At 75.7% G+C, this 19540-nt stretch carries 12 protein-coding genes (1 of these 12 running past the window's edge); 8 read left to right on the top strand and 4 right to left on the bottom strand.

The genetic code is table 11. The features are described 5' to 3' along the window. Positions 1 to 279: 279 nt before the first annotated feature. Positions 280 to 5016, top strand: a complete 4737-nt coding sequence (locus tag CP974_RS03430) for a hypothetical protein (RefSeq protein WP_031134988.1) — start codon at positions 280 to 282, stop codon at positions 5014 to 5016. Between the two features lie 367 nt (positions 5017 to 5383). Here the strand turns inward: CP974_RS03430 and CP974_RS29970 are convergent, their stop codons facing one another. Further along, entirely contained in the window at positions 5384 to 5920 is a 537-nt protein-coding gene (locus CP974_RS29970; protein WP_223844540.1) for a hypothetical protein, read from the bottom strand. A gap of 398 nt (positions 5921 to 6318) precedes the next feature. Here CP974_RS29970 and CP974_RS03420 point away from each other — a divergent pair, with 398 nt between their 5' ends. The 4 genes from CP974_RS03420 to CP974_RS03405 are packed head-to-tail and all read left to right on the top strand — an operon-like array spanning position 6319 to position 10577. Then, a complete protein-coding gene (locus tag CP974_RS03420) occupies positions 6319 to 9126 on the top strand; it encodes a nitrate- and nitrite sensing domain-containing protein (protein ID WP_085921282.1) in 2808 nt (935 codons plus the stop codon). Continuing rightward, positions 9123 to 9551, top strand: coding sequence for a roadblock/LC7 domain-containing protein (locus CP974_RS03415; protein ID WP_031137046.1), 429 nt, complete (start codon positions 9123 to 9125; stop codon positions 9549 to 9551). Before CP974_RS03420 ends, CP974_RS03415 begins: the two co-directional genes overlap by 4 nt. A gap of 11 nt (positions 9552 to 9562) precedes the next feature. After that, the gene (locus tag CP974_RS03410; protein ID WP_031137048.1) at positions 9563 to 9988 is read left to right on the top strand and encodes a DUF742 domain-containing protein; all 426 of its coding nucleotides are present in this window, start codon (positions 9563 to 9565) and stop codon (positions 9986 to 9988) included. Continuing rightward, positions 9969 to 10577 (top strand): GTP-binding protein, encoded by a 609-nt coding sequence (locus CP974_RS03405; protein ID WP_031137050.1) that lies wholly within the window; start codon positions 9969 to 9971, stop codon positions 10575 to 10577. The genes CP974_RS03410 and CP974_RS03405 overlap by 20 nt, the downstream gene beginning before the upstream one ends. On the opposite strand, the gene CP974_RS03400 is transcribed toward CP974_RS03405, so the two are convergent. Beyond that, positions 10543 to 11523, bottom strand: coding sequence for a M15 family metallopeptidase (locus CP974_RS03400; RefSeq protein WP_196786099.1), 981 nt, complete (start codon positions 11521 to 11523; stop codon positions 10543 to 10545). The genes CP974_RS03405 and CP974_RS03400 overlap by 35 nt on opposite strands. Before the next feature lie 45 nt (positions 11524 to 11568). Here CP974_RS03400 and CP974_RS03395 point away from each other — a divergent pair, with 45 nt between their 5' ends. Beyond that, the gene (locus CP974_RS03395) at positions 11569 to 12084 is read left to right on the top strand and encodes an NUDIX domain-containing protein (RefSeq protein ID WP_037940382.1); all 516 of its coding nucleotides are present in this window, start codon (positions 11569 to 11571) and stop codon (positions 12082 to 12084) included. Positions 12085 to 12273: 189 nt separating this feature from the next. Here the strand turns inward: CP974_RS03395 and CP974_RS03390 are convergent, their stop codons facing one another. Then, positions 12274 to 14646, bottom strand: a complete 2373-nt coding sequence (locus CP974_RS03390; protein WP_150485765.1) for a glycoside hydrolase family 31 protein — start codon at positions 14644 to 14646, stop codon at positions 12274 to 12276. A 214-nt stretch (positions 14647 to 14860) separates the two neighbouring features. On the opposite strand from CP974_RS03390, the gene CP974_RS03385 reads away from it, so the two are divergent. Both CP974_RS03385 and CP974_RS03380 read left to right on the top strand, forming a co-directional pair. After that, positions 14861 to 16873, top strand: coding sequence for an acetoacetate--CoA ligase (locus CP974_RS03385; RefSeq protein WP_031135114.1), 2013 nt, complete (start codon positions 14861 to 14863; stop codon positions 16871 to 16873). 76 nt (positions 16874 to 16949) lie between these two features. Beyond that, a complete protein-coding gene (locus CP974_RS03380; RefSeq protein ID WP_031135116.1) occupies positions 16950 to 17894 on the top strand; it encodes a DUF8829 domain-containing protein in 945 nt (314 codons plus the stop codon). An 84-nt stretch (positions 17895 to 17978) separates the two neighbouring features. Here CP974_RS03380 and ptsP read toward each other — a convergent pair whose 3' ends face one another. Further along, positions 17979 to 19540, bottom strand: the 3' portion of a protein-coding gene (gene ptsP, locus CP974_RS03375; protein ID WP_031135118.1) for a phosphoenolpyruvate--protein phosphotransferase. 109 nt of this gene lie beyond the right edge of the window; only the last 1562 of its 1671 coding nucleotides appear in the window; its start codon lies beyond the right edge, outside the window; it ends in the stop codon at positions 17979 to 17981.

Raw genomic sequence — 19540 nt, 5'->3', positions numbered from 1 at the left:
CCGCCCACGGGCAGCAGGACCGCCCCGGCCCGGGCCCCGCGGAACGCCCGCCCCGAGCCGCACCCGACCGCCCTCCGCACCGCCGCACGCACCCACCGCCCGGCCGGGACACCGTGCCGACGGGCCCCCTGACCCGCCCGCCACAGCACCCCGCCCACCACAGCACCCCGCCCCACCGACTCACCGACCCCCGCCCCCGAACTCCAGCCCCAGCCCCAGACCCCGCAACCGAACCCCCAGCCCCCTCCGATCCACCCCCACCGACGAGAGTCCGCCGCCATGTACGAGCTGTCCCGGGTCCGCCTCTACTCCATCGGACCCGCCGGTGCGCGCTACGCCGACACCGTCCTGGACCTGCGTGGAGTGGGCGCCCCCGTGCCCCATCCCGCCCCCACCCAGGCGGAGTTCTTCGAGGACGAGCCGGTCGGCCCGCCGCGCCGCCCCGCCCCCGCAGGCGTGCTGTTCCTGGAGAACGGCGGCGGCAAGTCCGTCCTGCTGAAGCTGATCTTCTCGGTGATGCTCCCCGGCCACCGCAACACCCTCGGCGGCGCCAGCTCCGGCGTGCTCCGCAAGTTCCTCCTCGCCGACGACTGCGGACACGTCGCCCTGGAGTGGCAGCACACCCTCACCGGAGAACTCGTCGTCGTCGGCAAGGTCAGCGAGTGGCGCGGCCGCCAGGTCTCCAACGACCCGCGCAAGTTCGCCGAGGCGTGGTACTCCTTCCGCCCCGGCCCCGGCCTCAGCCTGGACAACCTGCCCGTCGCCGAGTCCACCGCCGTCCGCCCGCAGGCCGAGGGCGCCTCGGGCGCCCAGGGCCGCCGCCGCACCATGAAGGGCTTCCGCGACGCCCTGACCGAGGCGGGCCGGGCCTACCCGCACCTGGAGGTGTACTGGGAGGAGATCCACGACCGCTGGAACGAGCACCTCGGCGACCTGGGCCTCGACCCCGAACTCTTCCGCTACCAGCGGGAGATGAACGCCGACGAGGGCGAGGCCGCCGGCCTCTTCGCGGTCAAGAAGGACTCCGACTTCACCGACCTCCTGCTGCGCGCCGTCACCGACACCCGTGACACGGACGGCCTCGCCGACCTCGTCAGCGGCTTCGGCAGCAAGCTCGGCCGCCGCGCCGAGCTGACCGCCGAACGCGACTTCACCGCCGGCTCCGTCGACCTCCTCGGCCGCATCGTCGAGGCCGCCGACGCCCGCTCCCGCGCACGGGACGTCCACGCCGCCGCGGAGCGCCGCACCCGCACCCTCGCCCGCCGCCTCTCCGCCCGCGCCGACGAGGAACGCGCCCGCACCGCCGACCTGGCCGAACAGGTCGCCGCCGCCGCCGACACCGTCACGGACGCCGAACGCGCCCGCGCCCGCAGCTCCCTCGTCGCCGCCGAGCTCGCCTACCGGCACGCCTCGCTGGCCCTCGCCGCCGCCGAGAAGGGCTCCGCCGCCCAGCGCCGCGAGCTGACCGACGCCCGCACCCTCCACGCCGCCTGGCAGGCCACCGAAGCCGTCCTGCGGCACCGCGCCGCAGCCGACCGCTCCGCGCGCGTGGCCGCCGCCATCCAGGAGGCCGAACGGGACGCCGCGCCCGCCCTGGCCGCCCGCGCCAAGGCCGCCGCCGACCTCGTACGCGCCCTGCACGCCGCCGCCGAGGACGGCGAACGCCACGCCGACGAGGAGGAGCGGCGCTCCGCCACCCTCCAGGCCACAGCGGAGACCGCGCACCGCGACGCCACCACCGCCGCCACCGAGGCCCAGCGCGCCCGCAGCGAATCCGGCCACCTGCGCCAGCGCCTCGCCGAGGTCGAACAGGAGACCGCCGAGGCCGTACGGGCGGGCTGGCTCGACGACACCGCCCCGGACGCCGACCCCGCGCGCGCCGCCCTCGCCGCCAGCGACGCGGAGAAGACCGCCGTCGCGGCCTGGGACACCGCCCGCGAGGCCGCACGAGCCGCCGCGGAACGCGCCCGCGAGGCGGCCGGCGAGGAGTCCCGCGCCGAGCTGGCCGCCGCCCGCGCCGCCGACGCCGCCCAGGCCGCCGACCACGCCTACCAGGCGGAGCGCCGCGCCGCCGAGGCCATCGCCGCCGACGAACGGCTCACCGAGCTCCTCGGCCTGCCGTCCGCCCCCCGGGTCCCCCAGCTGCCCCGGCAGAACACCGGCGAGGACACCCCGGCGCCCGCGGCGCCGGCCCCCCGCCCCGCCGTCCGGGACGCGCTGACCGCCGAGGACCTCGACCGGTACGCCGACGAGCTGCGGGAACTGCTCGACCAGCAGATCGCCTCCGCCGAACGCAAGCTGTTCGACCTGCGCACCGCCGCCGCCGACGACGCCCGCATCCTCGGCGCCCTCGGCGACGGCGGCCTCCTGCCGCCCGGCCCCGACGTCCTCGCCACCGTCGAGTTCCTCGGCGAGCACGGCATCCCCGCACTGCCCGGCTGGCGCTACCTCGCCCAGTCGGTCGACCCTGCCGAGCACGCGGCCGTCCTCGCCGCCCGCCCCGAGCTGGTCGACGGCGTCGTCGTCACCGACCCCCAGTCCTACGCGCGCGCCCGCGAGGCCCTGTCCGGCGCCGCCCTCCTCCCGCGCTCCGCCGTCGCGGTCGGCACCGCGGCGGCCCTCCTCGCCCCGGTGCCCCGACCCGGCGACGGCCACAGCGGCCGGAGCGGCGACGACGGCGACGGCGAGGACGGCCCGCGCGGCGAGGTGTTCCTCGTCCCGCCGAACCCGGCCATGCACGACGAGCACGCCGCCGACGAGGAGCGCCAGGCCCTCCGCGCCCGGGCCGCCGCCCGCGACGAGGAGATCCGCGCCCTCGCGGCCCGCCTCGCGGGCGACCGCTCCCTGGCCGCCCGCATCGGCTCCTGGCGGGCCGACTGCCCGCCCGGCATGCTCGCCGAACTCGCCGAGGCGGCCACCACCGCACGCGAGGCCGCCGAAGCCGCCGAGACCGCCCTCGCCGAGGCCCGCACCGCCCGCGCCGAAGCCGACGAGACGGCAGCCGAGACCGCCCGCGTGCGGGACGAGCGGCAGGAGACCGCCCAGCGCGCCCGCCGCGCCGCCGACGCCCTCGCCGGCCTCGCCCACCGCCTCAGGGAACGCGCCGGATGGCAGGTCCGCCTCCGCGAACTCGCCGACGAGGCCGCCGAAGCCGAGGCCCGCGCCCAGACCTGCCTCGAACGGGCCCGCGCCGCCGACGAGGACCGCCGCGCCGCCCAGCGCGCCGCCGACGACGCCCACCGCACCGCCCGCGCCCTGCGCGCCGAACGCGCGGAGATCGCCGGAGCCCCCGAGAACCTGCCCGAGGAGAAGCCGGACGGAACCGCCCTCCTCGACGGCGGCGTCCCCCGCCCCTCCCTCCCGGCCCTCCGCGAGGCGTACCGCGCCGCCTCGCGGCTGTACGAGAAGGTCGGCGTCGGCGCCGACCTGCGCGCCGAGCAGGCCCGCGCCGAGTCCGACGAGAGCGCCGCCCTCGCCGAGCTGGACCGCCTCACCAACAAGGTCCGCACCCGCGCCGCACAGCTCCTCGACGGCCCCGAGGGCGCCGACGGGCCGTCCCGCCAGGCGGCCGTGGCCCGCGCCGAGGCCCACGTCCAGCTATTGGAGTCCAGGGCGTCGGAGGCCAGCGAGAAGCTGGGTCGCCTGCGGGGCGAGGCCGAACGGCTCGCCCCTGCGGACGGCGACGCGCACACCGAGCTGCCCGAGGAGCTGGTCCCGGCCGGCGCCGAGCAGGCCCAGACCCTGCTGCGCACCGCCACCGGCGACCTGGCGGCCCGCACCGACGACCTGGAGACCGCCCGCGCCACCCACGCGCACCTGGTGCGCGCCCACCGCGCCGCCGAGGACGCCGCCAGTGCCTTCGGCGAGCTGGCCGCGCTCCTGCGCGACCTGCTGCGCGACCAGGCCGACGACGACCCGCAGGACCCGCAGCCCTACGCCGACTCGCTGGAGGAGGCCCGCCGTGCCGCGGCCGAGGCCCGGCGGTCCCTGCGCGGCTGCGCCGCCGACCTGTCCGCCGCCGACGCCGCCGTGCGCGAGGCGTGCGACGTGCTCGTACGGCACGCCAACTCCACCCGCTACGAGCAGGTCCGCACCCCGGCCCGGCAGCAGATCCGCGAACTGCCCGCGTCCGCCCTGCCGGAGCACGCCGCCAGGTGGGCCGAGGCGTTCGCCCCGCGCCTGCGCGTCCTCACCGACGAGCTGGCCCAGCTGGAGCGCAACCGCGACTCGATCGTGGACCGCCTGCGGGGCCTGGTCGAGTCCGCGCTGACCACGCTCCGCTCGGCCCAGCGGCTGTCCCGCCTCCCCGAGGGGCTCGGCGAGTGGTCCGGCCAGGAGTTCCTGCGCATCCGCTTCGAGGAGCCGGACCAGGCCACCCTGGTCGAGCGGCTCGGCGAGGTCGTGGACGAGGCGACCCGCGCCGCCGTCAGGAAGAACTCGGACCTGCGCCGCGACGGCATGTCGCTGCTGCTGCGCGGCGTCCACGCGGCCCTCCAGCCGAAGGGCGTCGCCGTCGAGATCCTCAAGCCGGACGCGGTCCTGCGCGCCGAGCGCGTCCCCGTGGGGCAGATGGGCGACGTGTTCTCCGGCGGCCAGCTGCTCACCGCCGCCATCGCCCTGTACTGCACGATGGCGGCGCTCCGCAGCAACGACCGGGGCCGCGACAAGCACCGGCACGCGGGCACGCTGTTCCTCGACAACCCGATCGGCCGCGCCAACGCCACGTACCTGCTGGAGCTGCAGCGGGCCGTCTCGGACGCCCTCGGAGTCCAGCTGCTGTACACGACGGGCCTGTTCGACACGACGGCACTCGCCGAGTTCCCGCTGGTCATCCGCTTGCGCAACGACGCGGACCTGCGGGCCGGCCTGAAGTACATCAGCGTCGAGGAGCACCTGCGGCCGGGCCTGCCGCAGCCCGCCCGCGAGGGGGAGCCGGCGGTGCACGGCGAGATCAAGGCGACCCGTGTGTTCACACGCGATACGACTCCGGTCCCGCAGCGGCAGAACGCCGGCTGACCCCGAGGTGGCGGCCGCCCCACCGAGCGGCCGCCACCCACCGCCCCGGCGCGCACCGCCCGCCAGTCCCGGCCATCGAACCCAGCGACGGGCCGACCGCCGCCCGTCCCGGCCCCCCGACCCGAGGCCCGTGACCGACCACCGGCACGAGCCGCACCACCGCCCCCGGAACCGAGCCCCCGGAGCAGCGGGGCCACACCGGACCGCGCTGCACACCCGGCGGCCCTGCAGCGCAAGGCACCTCACGCCCAGGACGCCACACACCGGGGCTCCACACCAGGACCCCCCCACACCAGAGGCACCCACGCCCGGTGGACCTCACGCCCGGTGGACCTCAGGCGCAGGGTTGTCCCACGCCCGGCGACCCTCAAGCCCGGGAGAGCTCACCCCGCCCCGCACGCGCGGCGGGCGCGCCCTGCCGACCCGTCCCGGTGGCCCCCAGTTCCCCGGCGGGCGCCTGCGCCGGAGCGTCCCCCGCCGTCTCCGGCGCCGCCTCCGGCACGGTCTCACCGCGCCGCGCCGACCGCCTGGCCGCCCGCGCCCGCTGTTTCCGTATCCGGCCCGCCTCCCGCGCGGCCCGCCGGGCCATGCGCCGCTCCCGCCGCAACTGGCGCGCCGTGCTGCTCGGCTCCGACACGACCCCGTTGCGCTGCTTCCACACCTGCCGCGTCACCCACACGTCGAGCACCGACCAGGTCGCCACCACCGTGCCCGCGATGGTGCTCAGCACCAGCGGGAACGCCAGCCAGGACCCGGCGAGCGTGAACAGGTAGGCCACGACCGCCTGTATGAGCGTCAGCGCGGCGATCAACCAGGCCCGCACCGCCGCCGTGCGCACCGGATCGGGCAGTCTGCGCCGCCCGACCGGCTCCTCCACCCACAGCTCACGCCGCCCCGTGCTCATCCACCGTCACTCCCCACCACTCGACCGACACCAGGGTGACTGCCCGCCTTGGACGGATTCACGCGGACGGCGCCCGCCGCCCCGCGCCGGCCGATGCCGTCGCCCCCCGTACCCACCTAGACGCGCCACCGCCCGGGAAGATTCCCGGAAGGTTCAGTTCCAGCCATCCGGCACATCGCCGAAAATGACGCACCGCCAGGCATAGCCCGGCGCGGCCGCCTTCGCCAACTCCTTTGATAGCAGGACAAGTCATGATCAAGAACGAGGGAGGCGGCCGAAAAGCGACTGGGCTCACCTTCGAGTCGGCCTGGTGACAGTAGTAGGCTCGCGCCGTTTGTTGCCGAGTTGATGTGTGCACCTCGCGCCGCGCCGGGCGGCCGGGCGAGCTGGGGGAGGCCATGGGCTTTCGCGGAAGGTCGATCCGCAGGAAGATCGTGGCGCTGCTGCTCGTCCCGCTCCTGTCCCTCACCGGACTCTGGGGTTTCGCCACCTTCATCACCGGCCGCGAGGCCACCCACCTCCTCGACGTCTCCCAGATCATGCAGAGGGTCGGCTACCCGCTCGAAGAGGCCGTCCACGTCATCCAGCGCGAACGCCGGCAGAGCCTCCTCTACCTGGCCGACCCGCGCACCGCGGACGCCCTCACCACCCTGCGCCGCGACCGCGAGGCCACCGACCGCGCCCTGACCGCCCTGCGCGCCCAGGCAGGCGACCAGCGGGTGCAGGACGCCCTGCACGAAACCGCCGCGAAGCAGCTCACGTCGCTGCTCACCGCCTTCGACGGCCTGGCGACACTGCGCCACTCCGTCGACACGGGAGCCGTCGGCCGCCTCCAGGCGCTGGAGTTCTACAACCGGCTGATCGACCCCGGCTACAGCTTCCTCGTCCACGTCCACGCCATCGACAACGTCGAGATGGAACGGCAGGGACGCGCCCTCGTCGGCCTCGCGCGGGCCCGCGAGATGCTCGCCCGTGAAGACGCGCTCGTGGTCTCCTCACTGGTCAGCGACCGCCTCACCGCCGAAGAGGTCCGCCTCGTCTCCGACCTGGTGGCCCGCCGCCGGCAGTTCTACGAGACCAGCCTCGAGGTCCTGCCGCTGTCCGAGCGCGACACCTTCCACGCGTACTGGAACAGCCCCGAGACGCAGCCGCTGCGCCAGGCGGAGGAGGCCCTCATCGCCGCCGGGGCCACCGACGACCCCCGGGCCACCGACGTCGCCCGCTGGGAGGACGCCACCACCACCGTCCTCGGCGGCCTCGCCGCAGAGAACCGGCTGGCCGGCGACCGCTACCAGGAGCGCGTCGAACCCGCCGCGTACAGCGTCCTGCTCAAGGCGGGCGTCGCGGGCGTTCTCGGCTTCCTCGCCGTCCTGTCCTCCCTGGTCGTCTCCGTACGCGTCGGCCGCGGCCTCGTCCGCGACCTCGGCCGGCTCCGCAAGGAGGCGCAGGAGGTCTCCGGCACCCGGCTCCCGAGCGTGATGCGCCGCCTCGCCGCGGGGGAGCACGTCGACGTGGAGACGGAGGTGCCCCGGCTCGAGTACGACAAGGACGAGATCGGCCAGGTCGGCCAGGCCCTCAACACCCTCCAGCGGGCCGCCGTGGAAGCCGCCGTCAAGCAGGCCGACATGCGCCGCGGCGTCTCCGAGGTGTTCGTCAACCTCGCCCGCCGCAACCAGGTCCTCCTCCACCGCCAGCTCACCCTCCTCGACGCGATGGAACGCCGGACCGAGGACACCGGGGAACTGGCCGACCTGTTCCGGCTCGACCACCTCACCACGCGCATGCGCCGCCACGCCGAGGGCCTGGTCATCCTCTCCGGCGCCGCGCCCTCCCGGCAGTGGCGCAAACCCGTCCAGCTGATGGACGTGGTCCGCGCGGCCGTCGCGGAGGTCGAGGACTACGAGCGCATCGAGGTGCGGCGCCTGCCGCGCATCGGCGTGGCCGGGCCCGCCGTCGCGGACCTCACCCACCTCGTCGCCGAACTCCTCGAGAACGCGACGGTCTTCTCGCCGCCCCACACGGCCGTCCAGGTGCAGGGGGAACGCGTCACCAACGGCTTCACCCTGGAGATCCACGACCGGGGGCTCGGCATGTCCCAGGAGGACCTGCTCGACGCGAACCTCCGCCTCGCCGAGACACCCGAGTTCGAGCTGTCCGACACCGACCGGCTGGGCCTCTTCGTGGTCAGCCGCCTCGCCCGGCGCCAGCACGTGAAGGTCTCGCTCCAGCCCTCCCCGTACGGCGGGACGACGGCCGTCGTGTTCATCCCGGCCGACCTGCTCACCGAGGCCCCCGAGACACAGGGGTCCGGCTTCCGGCTGGACCGCAAGACGCCCGACCGCCGCGCCGCCGACGCGCCCAACCGGCGGACCGCGCTCACGCAGGTGTCCTCCCTCCTCGACGGCCCGATCGAACTGGACGGACCGCTCGACCTCCTCGACGACCTGCCCGCCGCCCTCGGCCACGACCGGCGGGACGACGAGGATCCCGGCCACGGACTCTTCCGCCCCCGCCCGCCGCTGCGGCCCGCCGACGCCCCGCACGGCGAGGGCCAGGACCACCACGAGGAGCCCGGCCGGCCCGCCCGGCACCTGCGCCACGCCGAGCGGGAGCAGACGCCCGACGGCACGGCCGAGCACCTCGCCCAGCCGGTACCGCTGCCCCGCCGCAAGCCCGCCCTCGTGGCCCGCCACGGCCGCCGCGTGGACACCGCGGACACTCCGGACTCCCCGGACGCCGACGGCGCCCCCGGTCCCGGCGGGCCCCTGCGCGACGCCCGCGCCACCCGCCAGCCGAACGGCGCCGACCGCCCCGTCCCCGGCGACCGCGCCGACCACGGCGGCGACCGCCCCGGCGAGGCCCCCGACGGCGCCCCGGCCCCGGCCCCGGCCGCGCCCCGAGCCGCCGGCCGAGGCGACCGCCGCCCCCCGGACACCGGCGCCCCCGCACCCGCCCCCGCGCCCCCGTCCGACGAGACCGCCCCGCCTTCCGGCGGCCTGCCCCGCCGCGTACGCCAGGCCAGTCTCGTCCCGCAGCTCAGGGAACAGGCCGAACCGGCCGCGGGGCGCTCCGCCCCGGCGGAGCCCCGCGGCACGGAGCGCGACGCCCAGCAGGTCCGCAACCGCATGGCCGCGATGCAGCGAGGCTGGCAGCGCGCCCGTACCGAGACAGCACCAGGAACGACACCGGAGGGGGACGGTCGATGACCGCACCGAACACCGCAGCATCCAACTCAACCGGCGAGCTGAACTGGCTCCTCGACGAACTGGTCGAGCGGGTCGGCTCCATCCGCAAGGCCCTGGTCCTCTCCAGCGACGGCCTGCCCACGGGCGGTTCCAAGGACCTCAGCCGCGAGGACAGCGAGCACCTGGCCGCCGTCGCCTCCGGCTTCCACAGCCTCGCCAAGGGCGTGGGCCGCCACTTCGACGCGGGCCAGGTCCGCCAGACCGTCGTCGAACTGGACGAGGCGTTCCTCTTCGTCACCGCCGCGGGTGACGGAAGCTGCCTCGCCGTCCTCGCCGACGCCGACTCCGACGTGGGCCTCGTCGCCTACGAGATGACGCTCATGGTGAAGCGCGTCGGCGCCCACCTGGCGACCGCCCCCCGCTCCGGCCTGACCACCGGCGGGTGAGGGGGGATGCCGTGAGCGACGCATCGGCCGGACAGCTGAGACGCGCACGCCGCACCGGCGACGCGCACCACTGGTTCGACGACGAGGCGGGGCCGGTGGTGCGCCCGTACGCGATGACCCGCGGACGCACCACCAGCCCCACCCGTCACCGGCTCGACCTGATCGCGCTGGTCGTGCCCGAGCCCGCCGCCGACGACCCGGGCCGCGACGAGACACTCTCCCCGGAACACGTGGAGATCGTCGAGCGCTGCGGCGAGTACCCCCAGTCGATCGCCGAGCTCGCCGCCGGGATGGACCTGCCCGTCGGGGTGGTCCGTGTCCTGGTCGGCGACCTCGTCGAGGACGAACTGGTCCACGTAACCCGTCCCGTTCCGCCGGCCGAGCTGCCGGACGTGAGCATTCTGCGTGAGGTGATCAATGGCCTTCGGGCGCTCTAGCCGCAAGGGTCCGCCGCCGGTCGAGCCGGTGACGCTGAAGATCCTGGTCGCGGGCGGGTTCGGGGTGGGCAAGACCACGCTGGTCGGGTCGGTGAGCGAGATCCGGCCGCTGCGCACCGAGGAGAACCTGACCGAGGCGAGCCGGCCGGTCGACGACCTGGCCGGTGTCGAGTCCAAGTCCACGACGACCGTGGCCATGGACTTCGGCCGGATCACCCTCCGCGACGACCTGGTGCTGTACCTGTTCGGCACGCCGGGGCAGGACCGCTTCTGGTTCCTCTGGGACGAACTGGCGCAGGGCGCCCTCGGGGCGGTGGTCCTGGTCGACACCCGCCGCCTGGAGGACTCCTTCGCGTGCATCGACTACTTCGAGCGGCGCGGCATACCCTTCGCGGTCGCCGTCAACTGTTTCGAGGGCGCCGACGCGCACCCCCCGGAGGCCGTCCGGGCCGCGCTCGACCTCGACCCGGAGGTACCGCTGCTGATGACGGACGCCCGGCGGCGCGAGGCCGTCAAGGAGGTCCTCGTCGCGGTGGTGCGGCACGCGATGACGTTCACCGAGCCCACGCCGGAGCCGGCCGCGACCTGACCGCCTCGACGGGAAAGTCGAAGTAGGTGTCGGGGAACGGCTCCGGCCGGTACGTGAAGTGCCACCACTCCTCCGGCAGGTTCACGAACCCCTCCGCCGCGAGCACGCCCCGCAGCAGGTCCCGGTTCGCCCGCGCCGCGCCCCGCACGCGCGGGTCGTCGGTGTGCGACAGCGGGTCGAAGCAGTCGAAGGCCGTACCCATGTCCACCGAGTCGTCCGGGAACCGCGCCTCCCGCGGCGCCGTACAGTCCACCAGCGGCTCTCCCGGTACGTACGGACGCGCCGGCTCCCTCGGCAGCCGCACCAGCGTGACGTCCACCGTCGAGCCGCGGCTGTGCCCGGACCGCTCGGCGACGTACCCGTCCGCGAACAGCCGCGCCTTGTCCACGCGCGGATAGAAGGCGGCCTTCATCCGCTGGTCCGCCGGGTCCCGCGCCCACCGCACGAAGTGGTCCACGGCCCGCTGCGGCCGGTAGCAGTCGTACACCTTCAGCGACAGGCCGCGCCGCAGCAGCCGCGCCTGCGCCCGGTGCAGCGCACGGGCGGCGGGCCGCGTCAGCAGGCACACCGGTGCCCGGTACCCGTCCACCGGGGTCCCCACGAAGGTGTGCGCCGTGGCGTACCGCATCTCCTGGAGGACCGTCGGGTCCACCGCCCGCAACTCCACGAACGTGCCCGCCCCCGCACCCTCCGCCACGACCCCACCCGCCGTCCCCCCGCGCACCGCCCCACTCCCCGCCGCCCCCGCGAGCCCGCTCCCACCGCCCACGTCCCCACCGCCCACGTCCCCGCCAAGCGCGCGACCGCCGAGCACGCCCCCACCCGACGCGGCCTCACGGACCGCCGCCGGACCCGCCACCGTCCCGGCCGCCGGGGGAGCGAGGGCCAGGGCCCCCAGGACGACAGCGGCGACCGCACCCCGCGCACCGGCGGCAGTTCCCTTCATGCCACCCCGTCTACCCCCGGCCCGGCCCTCGGTACAGTGCGCCCCGTGCACCCCACCCATTGCGCCCACTGCGGCACCCCGTTCGCCGACCCCGACGGCCCCTGGCCCCGCACCTGCCCCTCCTGCGCCATCCCCACCTACCGCAACCCCCTCCCCGTGGCGGTCGCCCTCCTGCCCGTCACCGGACCGCGCGGCACCGGCCTCGTCGTCATCACCCGCACCATCGAGCCCGAGCGCGGCGGAGTCGCCCTCCCCGGCGGCTTCATCGACCACGCCGAGGACTGGCGCGGCGCCGTCGTCCGCGAGCTGTGCGAGGAGACCGGCATCGAGGCGCCCGCCCACGACGTCCGCCTGGCCGACGCCATGAGCTCGCCCGGCGGGCACCTCCTCCTCTTCGGCCTGCTCCCGGAGCGCCCCGCGAGCGCGCTGCCGCCCTCCGCGCCGACCGCCGAGACCAGCGGCCACCACATCCTGTACGCACCGGCCCGCCTCGCCTTCCCCCTCCACACCGAGGCCGCCCGCAAGTGGTTCGCCGGCCACTACGCACACCCGAGCCGGTAGGAGCGCCCGCCCAGCACGGTCGCCCGCCTGGAAAGCGGGAACGGCCACCCGCCCGGTACGAACGCCCGACGACGCACGAGCGACCGCCCCACACCCGCACCGCCCCCCCCCCGCAACCACCGCACCCGCACCGTTCCAGCCCCCCGCAGCCCCCACACCCGCGCCGCCCGCCCGGCACCGCCCGCCCCGCTACCCCGCCCCGCCCAGCCCCCGCACCCGCACCCCCTCCGGCCCCACGGCCACCGTCCCCTCGCCCGTCACACGCTCCACCCGCACCTCGCCGCCCTTCCACCGCGACACGTACCGCTCCACCTCCGCCGGGTCCCACCCGTCACCGGTGTCCCGCACGAGGAGACCGCCCCCCGCCCGGTCGGAAGCCGGCGCCCACACCTCCAGCTCCACCGCCCCGCCGGCACCCCGCACCGGAACCACCGCCCCCGCCCGCGCCAGCACCGGCACCCGCGACAGCGGCGCGTCCACCAGCACCAGCCCCGGCCCCTCGTACGCCCGCTCCGTCGCCACGTCGTACCAGCGGCCCCGCGGCAGCCGCACCACCCGCCGCCGCGCGCCCCGCGCCAGCACCGGCGCCACCAGCAGCGCGTCCCCCAGCAGGAACGCGTCCCCGCAGTCCCGCAGGCGCCGGTCCTCCGGCGCCGCCCACCACAGCGGGCGCGCGTACGGCGCCCCCGTCAGCCGGGCCAGCCGCGCCAGCGTCACGAAGTACGGCCGCAACCGCTCCCGCTCCGCCATCGCCTCGCGCGCGTGCTCCAGCGCCTCCGCGCCGAACTCCCACGGCTCCCGCCGCCCCGCGTCGATCGCCGAGTGCGTACGGAACAGCGGCAGCCACGCCCCCAGCTGCAGCCACCGCAGATACAGCTCGGGCGACGGATGGCCGTCGAAACCGCCCACGTCGGGACCCGAGTACGGCACCCCGCACAGCCCCAGCCCCAGCACCAGGGCCAGCGACGCCCGCAGCCCCGGCCACCCCGTCGCCACGTCCCCCGACCACGTGCCGCCGTACCGCTGCATCCCCGCCCAGCCGGACCGGGAGAACAGGAACGGCCGCTCCTCCGGCCGCAGCCGCGCCAGCCCCTCGTATCCGGCGCGCGCCATCGCCAGCCCGTACACGTTGTGCGCCTCCCGGTGGTCACCGCCCCGGCCCTCCAGGGAGTGCCGGGCCGACCGCGGCAGCGTCATGTCCCCGAACGGCGTGAACGACACCGGCTCGTTCATGTCGTGCCACACCCCCGAGAAGCCCTGCTCCAGCCGCTCCGCGTACAGCCCGCCCCACCACCGGCGCACCTGAGGGTCGGTGAAGTCCGGATACACGCACTCACCCGGCCACACCACCCCCCGCACCACCTCCCCGCGCGCGTCCCGCACGAAGGCCCCCCGCGCCCCCACCCGCGCGCCGCTCCCGTACACCGCCCCGCCCGGCTCCGCCTTCACCGCCGGGTCCACGATCGACACCAGCCGCACCCCCCGCTCCCGCAGCTCGGCCGCCAGCCCCGGCAGATCCGGGAACCGCTCCCGGTCCACCGTGAACACCCGGTGCCCCTCGTAGTGGTCGATGTCCAGGTGCACCGCCGACAACGGCAGCCCCCGCTCCCGGTACCCGGCCACCACCCGCCGCACCTCCTCGGCGCTCCCGAACCCCCACCGCGCGTGCTGCGGCCCCAGCGCCCACGACGGCGGCACCGCCGGAGCACCCGTGAGCTGCGCCCACCCGTGCGCGATCCGCGCCGGCGACCCCACCACCACCCAGCAGCGCAGCGGCCCCCCGTCCATCCGCACCTCGCTCAGCCCCGGCCGGTCGTGCCCCGACCCCGCGCCCTCACCGCCCTCCCGCAGCGACACCCGCCCGTCCCACGTGCTGTCGTAGAACGCCAGGTGCGTCCCCGCGTCCGCCACCACCCACTGCACCGGCATCGTGAGGTACAGCGGATCGGTCCCCGGCCCGAACGCCCCCCGCGGATCGGAGTTCCACAGCCGGTACGTCCCCTCCGGCAGCCGGGGCCCCGCCGCCCGCCCGCCCAGCCCGAAGAACCGGGCGTCCGCCGGGACCTCCGACCGCTGCACCCACCGCGCCCCGCCCCCGCCCACCGGCTCCCACCAGCGCGGCGGCAGCTCCCGCCGCAGCACCACCCCGCCCGGCGTCCGCACCTCCACCGCGCCGTTGCGCGACACCGCCACCGTCACCCGCTCGGCCACCACCCGCCAGCCGCCCTCCGTGTCCGGCTCCAGCACCACGCGCCCGTCCGGCTCCGGCACCTCACCCGCCAGCGCGTACGACGGCAGCGGCTCCGCCCCGTCCCACCCCCAGAACACCGCCGCCCCCGCCGTCACGCACACCCGCAGCTCCGACCGCGCGAACCGCACGATCCCCCCGCCCGGCAGCGGCTCCGCCCCCACCACCCGACCCGGCACCCGCGCCCGCTCGGGCCCCCGCCGCGGCAGCCCCGCGGCATCCGCCCGCCGCTGACGCCACACCGAGCGCAGCGCCCGAGGACCCCGCACCCTGCCGAACACCCACATGGAACGCACCAGCTCACGACCGCTCATGGCGCTCACCCTGCCACCCGCCGAGCCGCCGGCGGGAGGCGTTCAGCAACCGTTCACCCGTGGTGACACCACATGTTCAACAAGCCGACCATGGGTGGGCAGACCTGGTGCGAAACCCCTCCCCGTGGCATCGTCCCTGTGAGCCGCGTCCGCGCACACCCAGCACGTGCGCGGACCACACGCAGATCCGCGTACAGCCAGGGAGCACACCCCCATGACATCGACGTCAGCGACAGCGCACTCCGAGCCAGCCGAGCCGCTCTGGCAGCCGGACCAGGACCGCATCGCCTCCGCCGCGGTCACCCGCTTCCAGGCCTGGGCCGCGGAGCGCCACGGGGCCCCCGCGAACGGCGGATACCCGGCACTCCACCGCTGGTCCACCGACCACCTCGACACCTTCTGGCAGGCCGTCACCGAATGGTTCGACGTCCGCTTCGCCACCCCCTCCACACGCGTACTCGGCGACCGCGCCATGCCCGGCGCCCAGTGGTTCCCCGGCGCCACCCTCAACTACGCCGAGCACGCCCTGCGCGCCGCCGACCAGCGGGCGGACGCCCCCGCCCTCCTCCACGTCGACGAGACCCACGAGCCGACCCCCGTCACCTGGGCCGAACTGCGCCGCCAGGTCGCCTCCCTCGCCGCCGAGCTGCGCGCCATCGGCGTACGCCCCGGCGACCGCGTCAGCGGCTACCTGCCCAACGTCCCGCAGGCCGTCACCGCCCTCCTCGCCACCGCGGCCGTCGGCGGCGTCTGGACCAGCTGCGCCCCCGACTTCGGGGCGCGCAGCGTCCTCGACCGCTTCCAGCAGGTCGAGCCCGTCGTCCTGTTCGCCGTCGACGGCTACCGCTACGGCGGCAAGGAGCACGACCGCCGCGACACCGTCGCCGAACTCCGCCGCGAACTGCCCACCCTCCGCGCCGTCGTCCACATCCCCCTCCTCGGCACCGACGCCCCCGAGGGCGCCCTCTCCTGGGACGCCCTCACCTCCACCGACGCCGAGCCCCGCTACGAGCAGGTCCCCTTCGACCACCCCCTGTGGATCCTCTACTCCTCCGGGACCACCGGCCTGCCCAAGGCCATCGTCCAGTCCCAGGGCGGCATCCTCCTGGAGCACTTCAAGCAGCTCGGCCTCCACTGCGACCTCGGCCCCGACGACGTGTTCTTCTGGTACACCTCCACCGGCTGGATGATGTGGAACTTCCTGGTGTCCGGCCTCCTCACCGGCACCACCGTCGTCCTCTACGACGGCAGCCCCGGCCACCCGTCCGTCGACGCCCAGTGGCGCGTCGCCGAACGCACCGGCGCCACCCTCTTCGGCACCTCGGCCGCCTACGTGATGGCCTGCCGCAAGGCGGGCGTCCACCCGGCCCGCGACCACGACCTGTCCAAGGTCACCTGCGTCGCCACCACCGGCTCGCCACTGCCGCCCGACGGCTTCCGCTGGCTCCACGACGAGTTCGCCGACGCCGGCCACGACCTGTGGATCGCCTCCGTCAGCGGCGGCACCGACGTCTGCAGCTGCTTCGCCGGAGCCGTCCCCACCCTCCCCGTCCACATCGGCGAACTCCAGGCCCCCTGCCTGGGCACCGACCTCCAGTCCTGGGACCCGAACGGCAAGGCCCTCGTCGGCGAGGTGGGCGAACTCGTCGTCACCAACCCCATGCCGTCCATGCCGATCCGCTTCTGGAACGACCCCGACGGCAGCCGCTACCACGACAGCTACTTCGACACCTACCCCGGCGTCTGGCGCCACGGCGACTGGATCACCGTCACCGACCACGGCTCCGTCGTCATCCACGGCCGCTCCGACTCCACCCTCAACCGCCAGGGCGTCCGCATGGGCAGCGCCGACATCTACGAAGCCGTCGAGCGCCTCCCCGAGATCAGGGAATCCCTCGTCATCGGCCTGGAGGAGCCCGACGGCGGCTACTGGATGCCGCTCTTCGTCCACCTCGCCGACGGCGCCACCCTCGACGACGCGCTCGTCGACCGCGTCAAGCGCACCATCCGCGCCGAACTCTCCCCCCGCCACGTCCCCGACGAGATCATCGAAGTCCCCGGCGTCCCCCACACCCTCACCGGCAAGCGCATCGAGGTCCCCGTCAAGCGCCTCCTCCAGGGCACCCCCCTCGACAAGGCCGTCAACCCCGGCTCCGTCGACAACCTCGACCTGCTGCGCTTCTACGAGAACCTCGCCCACGACCGGGCGCGCAAGCGCGCCGACTGACCGGCCCACCGCCACTGTCAGTCCCCCTGATTACGCTGAGTGAGCATCGAGCACCAGCCGATCACCAGGGGGACCCATGGCACACCCGACCAGGAACACCACGGCGCTGCGGCACGCCCTGCGCCGCGAAGTCCCGGCCACCCTCGGCGTCCTCGCCGACGAGCAGGACTTCGCGGCCATGCGCCGCTACGCCAGCTTCCCCTTCGACGACCACCCCGCCTACCTCCGCGCGACCGAGCGCCTCCTGCGCACCCTCGCCGCCGACGGCATCCACACGACGGTCACCCTCTTCGACCCCGAGGACTACGCCGCGTACTGCGCGGACACCGGAATCGACCCCGACTCGCGCACCAGCCGCACCCGCTACACCGCCGAGTCCGCCGCCCGAGGCGCCCGCGTCCCCTACACCGGCCAGCCCATGGGCCGACTGCTCGCGCTCCTCGTCGACGCCGCCGTCCGCCACACCACCCGGGCGTACGCCACGCTCCTCCTCGACGAAGCCGGCCCGTGCGCCGACTGCGGCCAGGACATCGGCCGCGCCGCCCTCGACCAGGCCGCCGACACGGTCCTGCGCATCCTCCACCTCGCCGGACCCGGCAGGCACCAGCTCGTCTGCAGCGTCCCCGCCGCCGACGAGCACCTGCTGGCAGCCCTGCGCACCGACACCCCGCACCCCGACCACCCGGAGACGGCCGACCCGGACCACCCGGACACGGCACCCACCGGCTCCGCACCCCTCGACTCCGCCGAGGGCACGGAGTTCCTCACCGTCCTCGCCGCCGGCATCGCCCGCACCACCCCCGGCGGCCTCGTCCTGCGCACCAGCACGCCCGGCCACCCCGACCGCCTTCGCGGATGGCGCCTCGACCACGGCCGCCTCGTCCCCCTCACCGAGGCCGAGGTCTTCGACGCGTACTGCACCGACGCCCGCACCGGCGAACCACTGCCACCCGAGCCCGGCGTCGAGTACCGCCCCGGCTTCGACCTCACCCCCGACGACGGCCACCCCACCCACCACTGACCCGCGGACACGGCGAAGGGGCCCTCCCGCCGGGAAGGCCCCTCACGCCCCACTCACCACCGGCTCAGCGGCGGCACACCGGCCTCACTCGCCGGACAGCACCGCCTGCGCGGCGACCCGCGCCTCCTGGGCCGAGTCCGCGGCCCGCGCGGCGGCGGCGGCGCGCTCGCACTGCGCCAGCGTGTACTTCGCCAGCGTCGCCCGCACATACGGAATCGACGCCGCACCCATCGAGAGGGAGGTGACCCCCAGACCCGTCAGCACACACGCCAGCAGCGGATCCGCCGCGGCCTCACCGCACACCCCGCAGCTCTTGCCCTCGGCCCGCGCCGCCTCGGCGGCCATCGCCACCAGGTCGAGGAGCGCCGGCTGCCACGGGTCCTGCAACCGCGACACCGCCCCCACCTGCCGGTCCGCCGCGAACGTGTACTGCGCGAGATCGTTCGTCCCCAGCGAGAGGAACTCCACCTCCCGCAGGATCGACCGCGCCCGCAGCGCCGCCGACGGGATCTCCACCATCGCGCCGAACTTCGCCCGCAGCCCCGCCTCGCGGCACGCGTCCGCGAACGCCTTCGCGTCGGCCCGGTCCGCCACCATCGGCGCCATGACCTCGAGGTACACCGGCAGCCCCTCGGCCGCCTTCGCCAGCGCGGTCAGCTGCGTCCGCAGCACCTCGGGGTGGTCCAGCAGCGTCCGCAGCCCCCGCACGCCCAGCGCGGGATTCGGCTCGTCCGCCGGTGTCAGGAACGCCAGCGGCTTGTCCGCCCCCGCGTCCAGCACCCGCACCACGACCCGGCCCTCCGGGAACGCCTCCAGGACCTTGCGGTACGCCTCGACCTGCTTCTCCTCCGACGGCGCCCGCTCACTGTCGTCGAGGAACAGGAACTCCGTACGGAACAGCCCGACGCCCTCGGCCCCGGCCTCGACAGCCGCCGGCACGTCCGAGGGCCCGCCGACATTGGCCAGCAGCGGCACCCGGTGACCGTCCGACGTGGCACCCGGACCGGTCGAGGCCGCCAGCGCCGCCTTCCGCTCCCGCGCGGCACGCTCCATCTCGGTCCGCCGCTCCTCGCCCGGCTCGACGAACACCTCGCCCGTGCTGCCGTCCACCGCGATCACGGTGCCCTCGGCCAGTTCGCACGCACCGGGCAGCGCCACCACGGCCGGCACGCCCAGCGCCCGCGCGAGGATCGCGCTGTGACTGGTCGGCCCGCCCTCCTCGGTGACGAAACCGAGCACCAGGGAGGGGTCCAGCAGCGCCGTGTCCGCCGGCGCCAGGTCCCTGGCGATCAGCACGTACGGCTCGTCACTGTCCGGCACACCCGGCATCGGCACACCCAGCAGCCGCGCCACGATCCGGTTGCGCACGTCGTCGAGGTCCGCGACCCGCCCCGCCAGGTACTCCCCGGCACTCGCCAGCAGCGCCCGGTACGCGGCGAACGCGTCGTACACGGCCCGCTCGGCGGTGGACCCCACGGCGATACGACGCTCCACGTCGGCCATCAGCTCGGGGTCCTGCGCCATCATGGCCTGGGCCTCCAGCACGTGCTGGGCCTCACCGCCGGCGAGGTTGCCCCGCGCTATGAGGTCGGCGGCCACCGCCTCGACCGCCTTGCGGGCGCGACCCTGCTCCCGCTCCGCCTCCT

The organism is Streptomyces fradiae ATCC 10745 = DSM 40063 (assembly GCF_008704425.1).
GTDB lineage: Bacteria > Actinomycetota > Actinomycetes > Streptomycetales > Streptomycetaceae > Streptomyces > Streptomyces fradiae.
The sequence above is the reverse complement of the archived record's forward strand: the minus strand, read 5'-3'. Positions and strand labels throughout refer to the sequence as shown.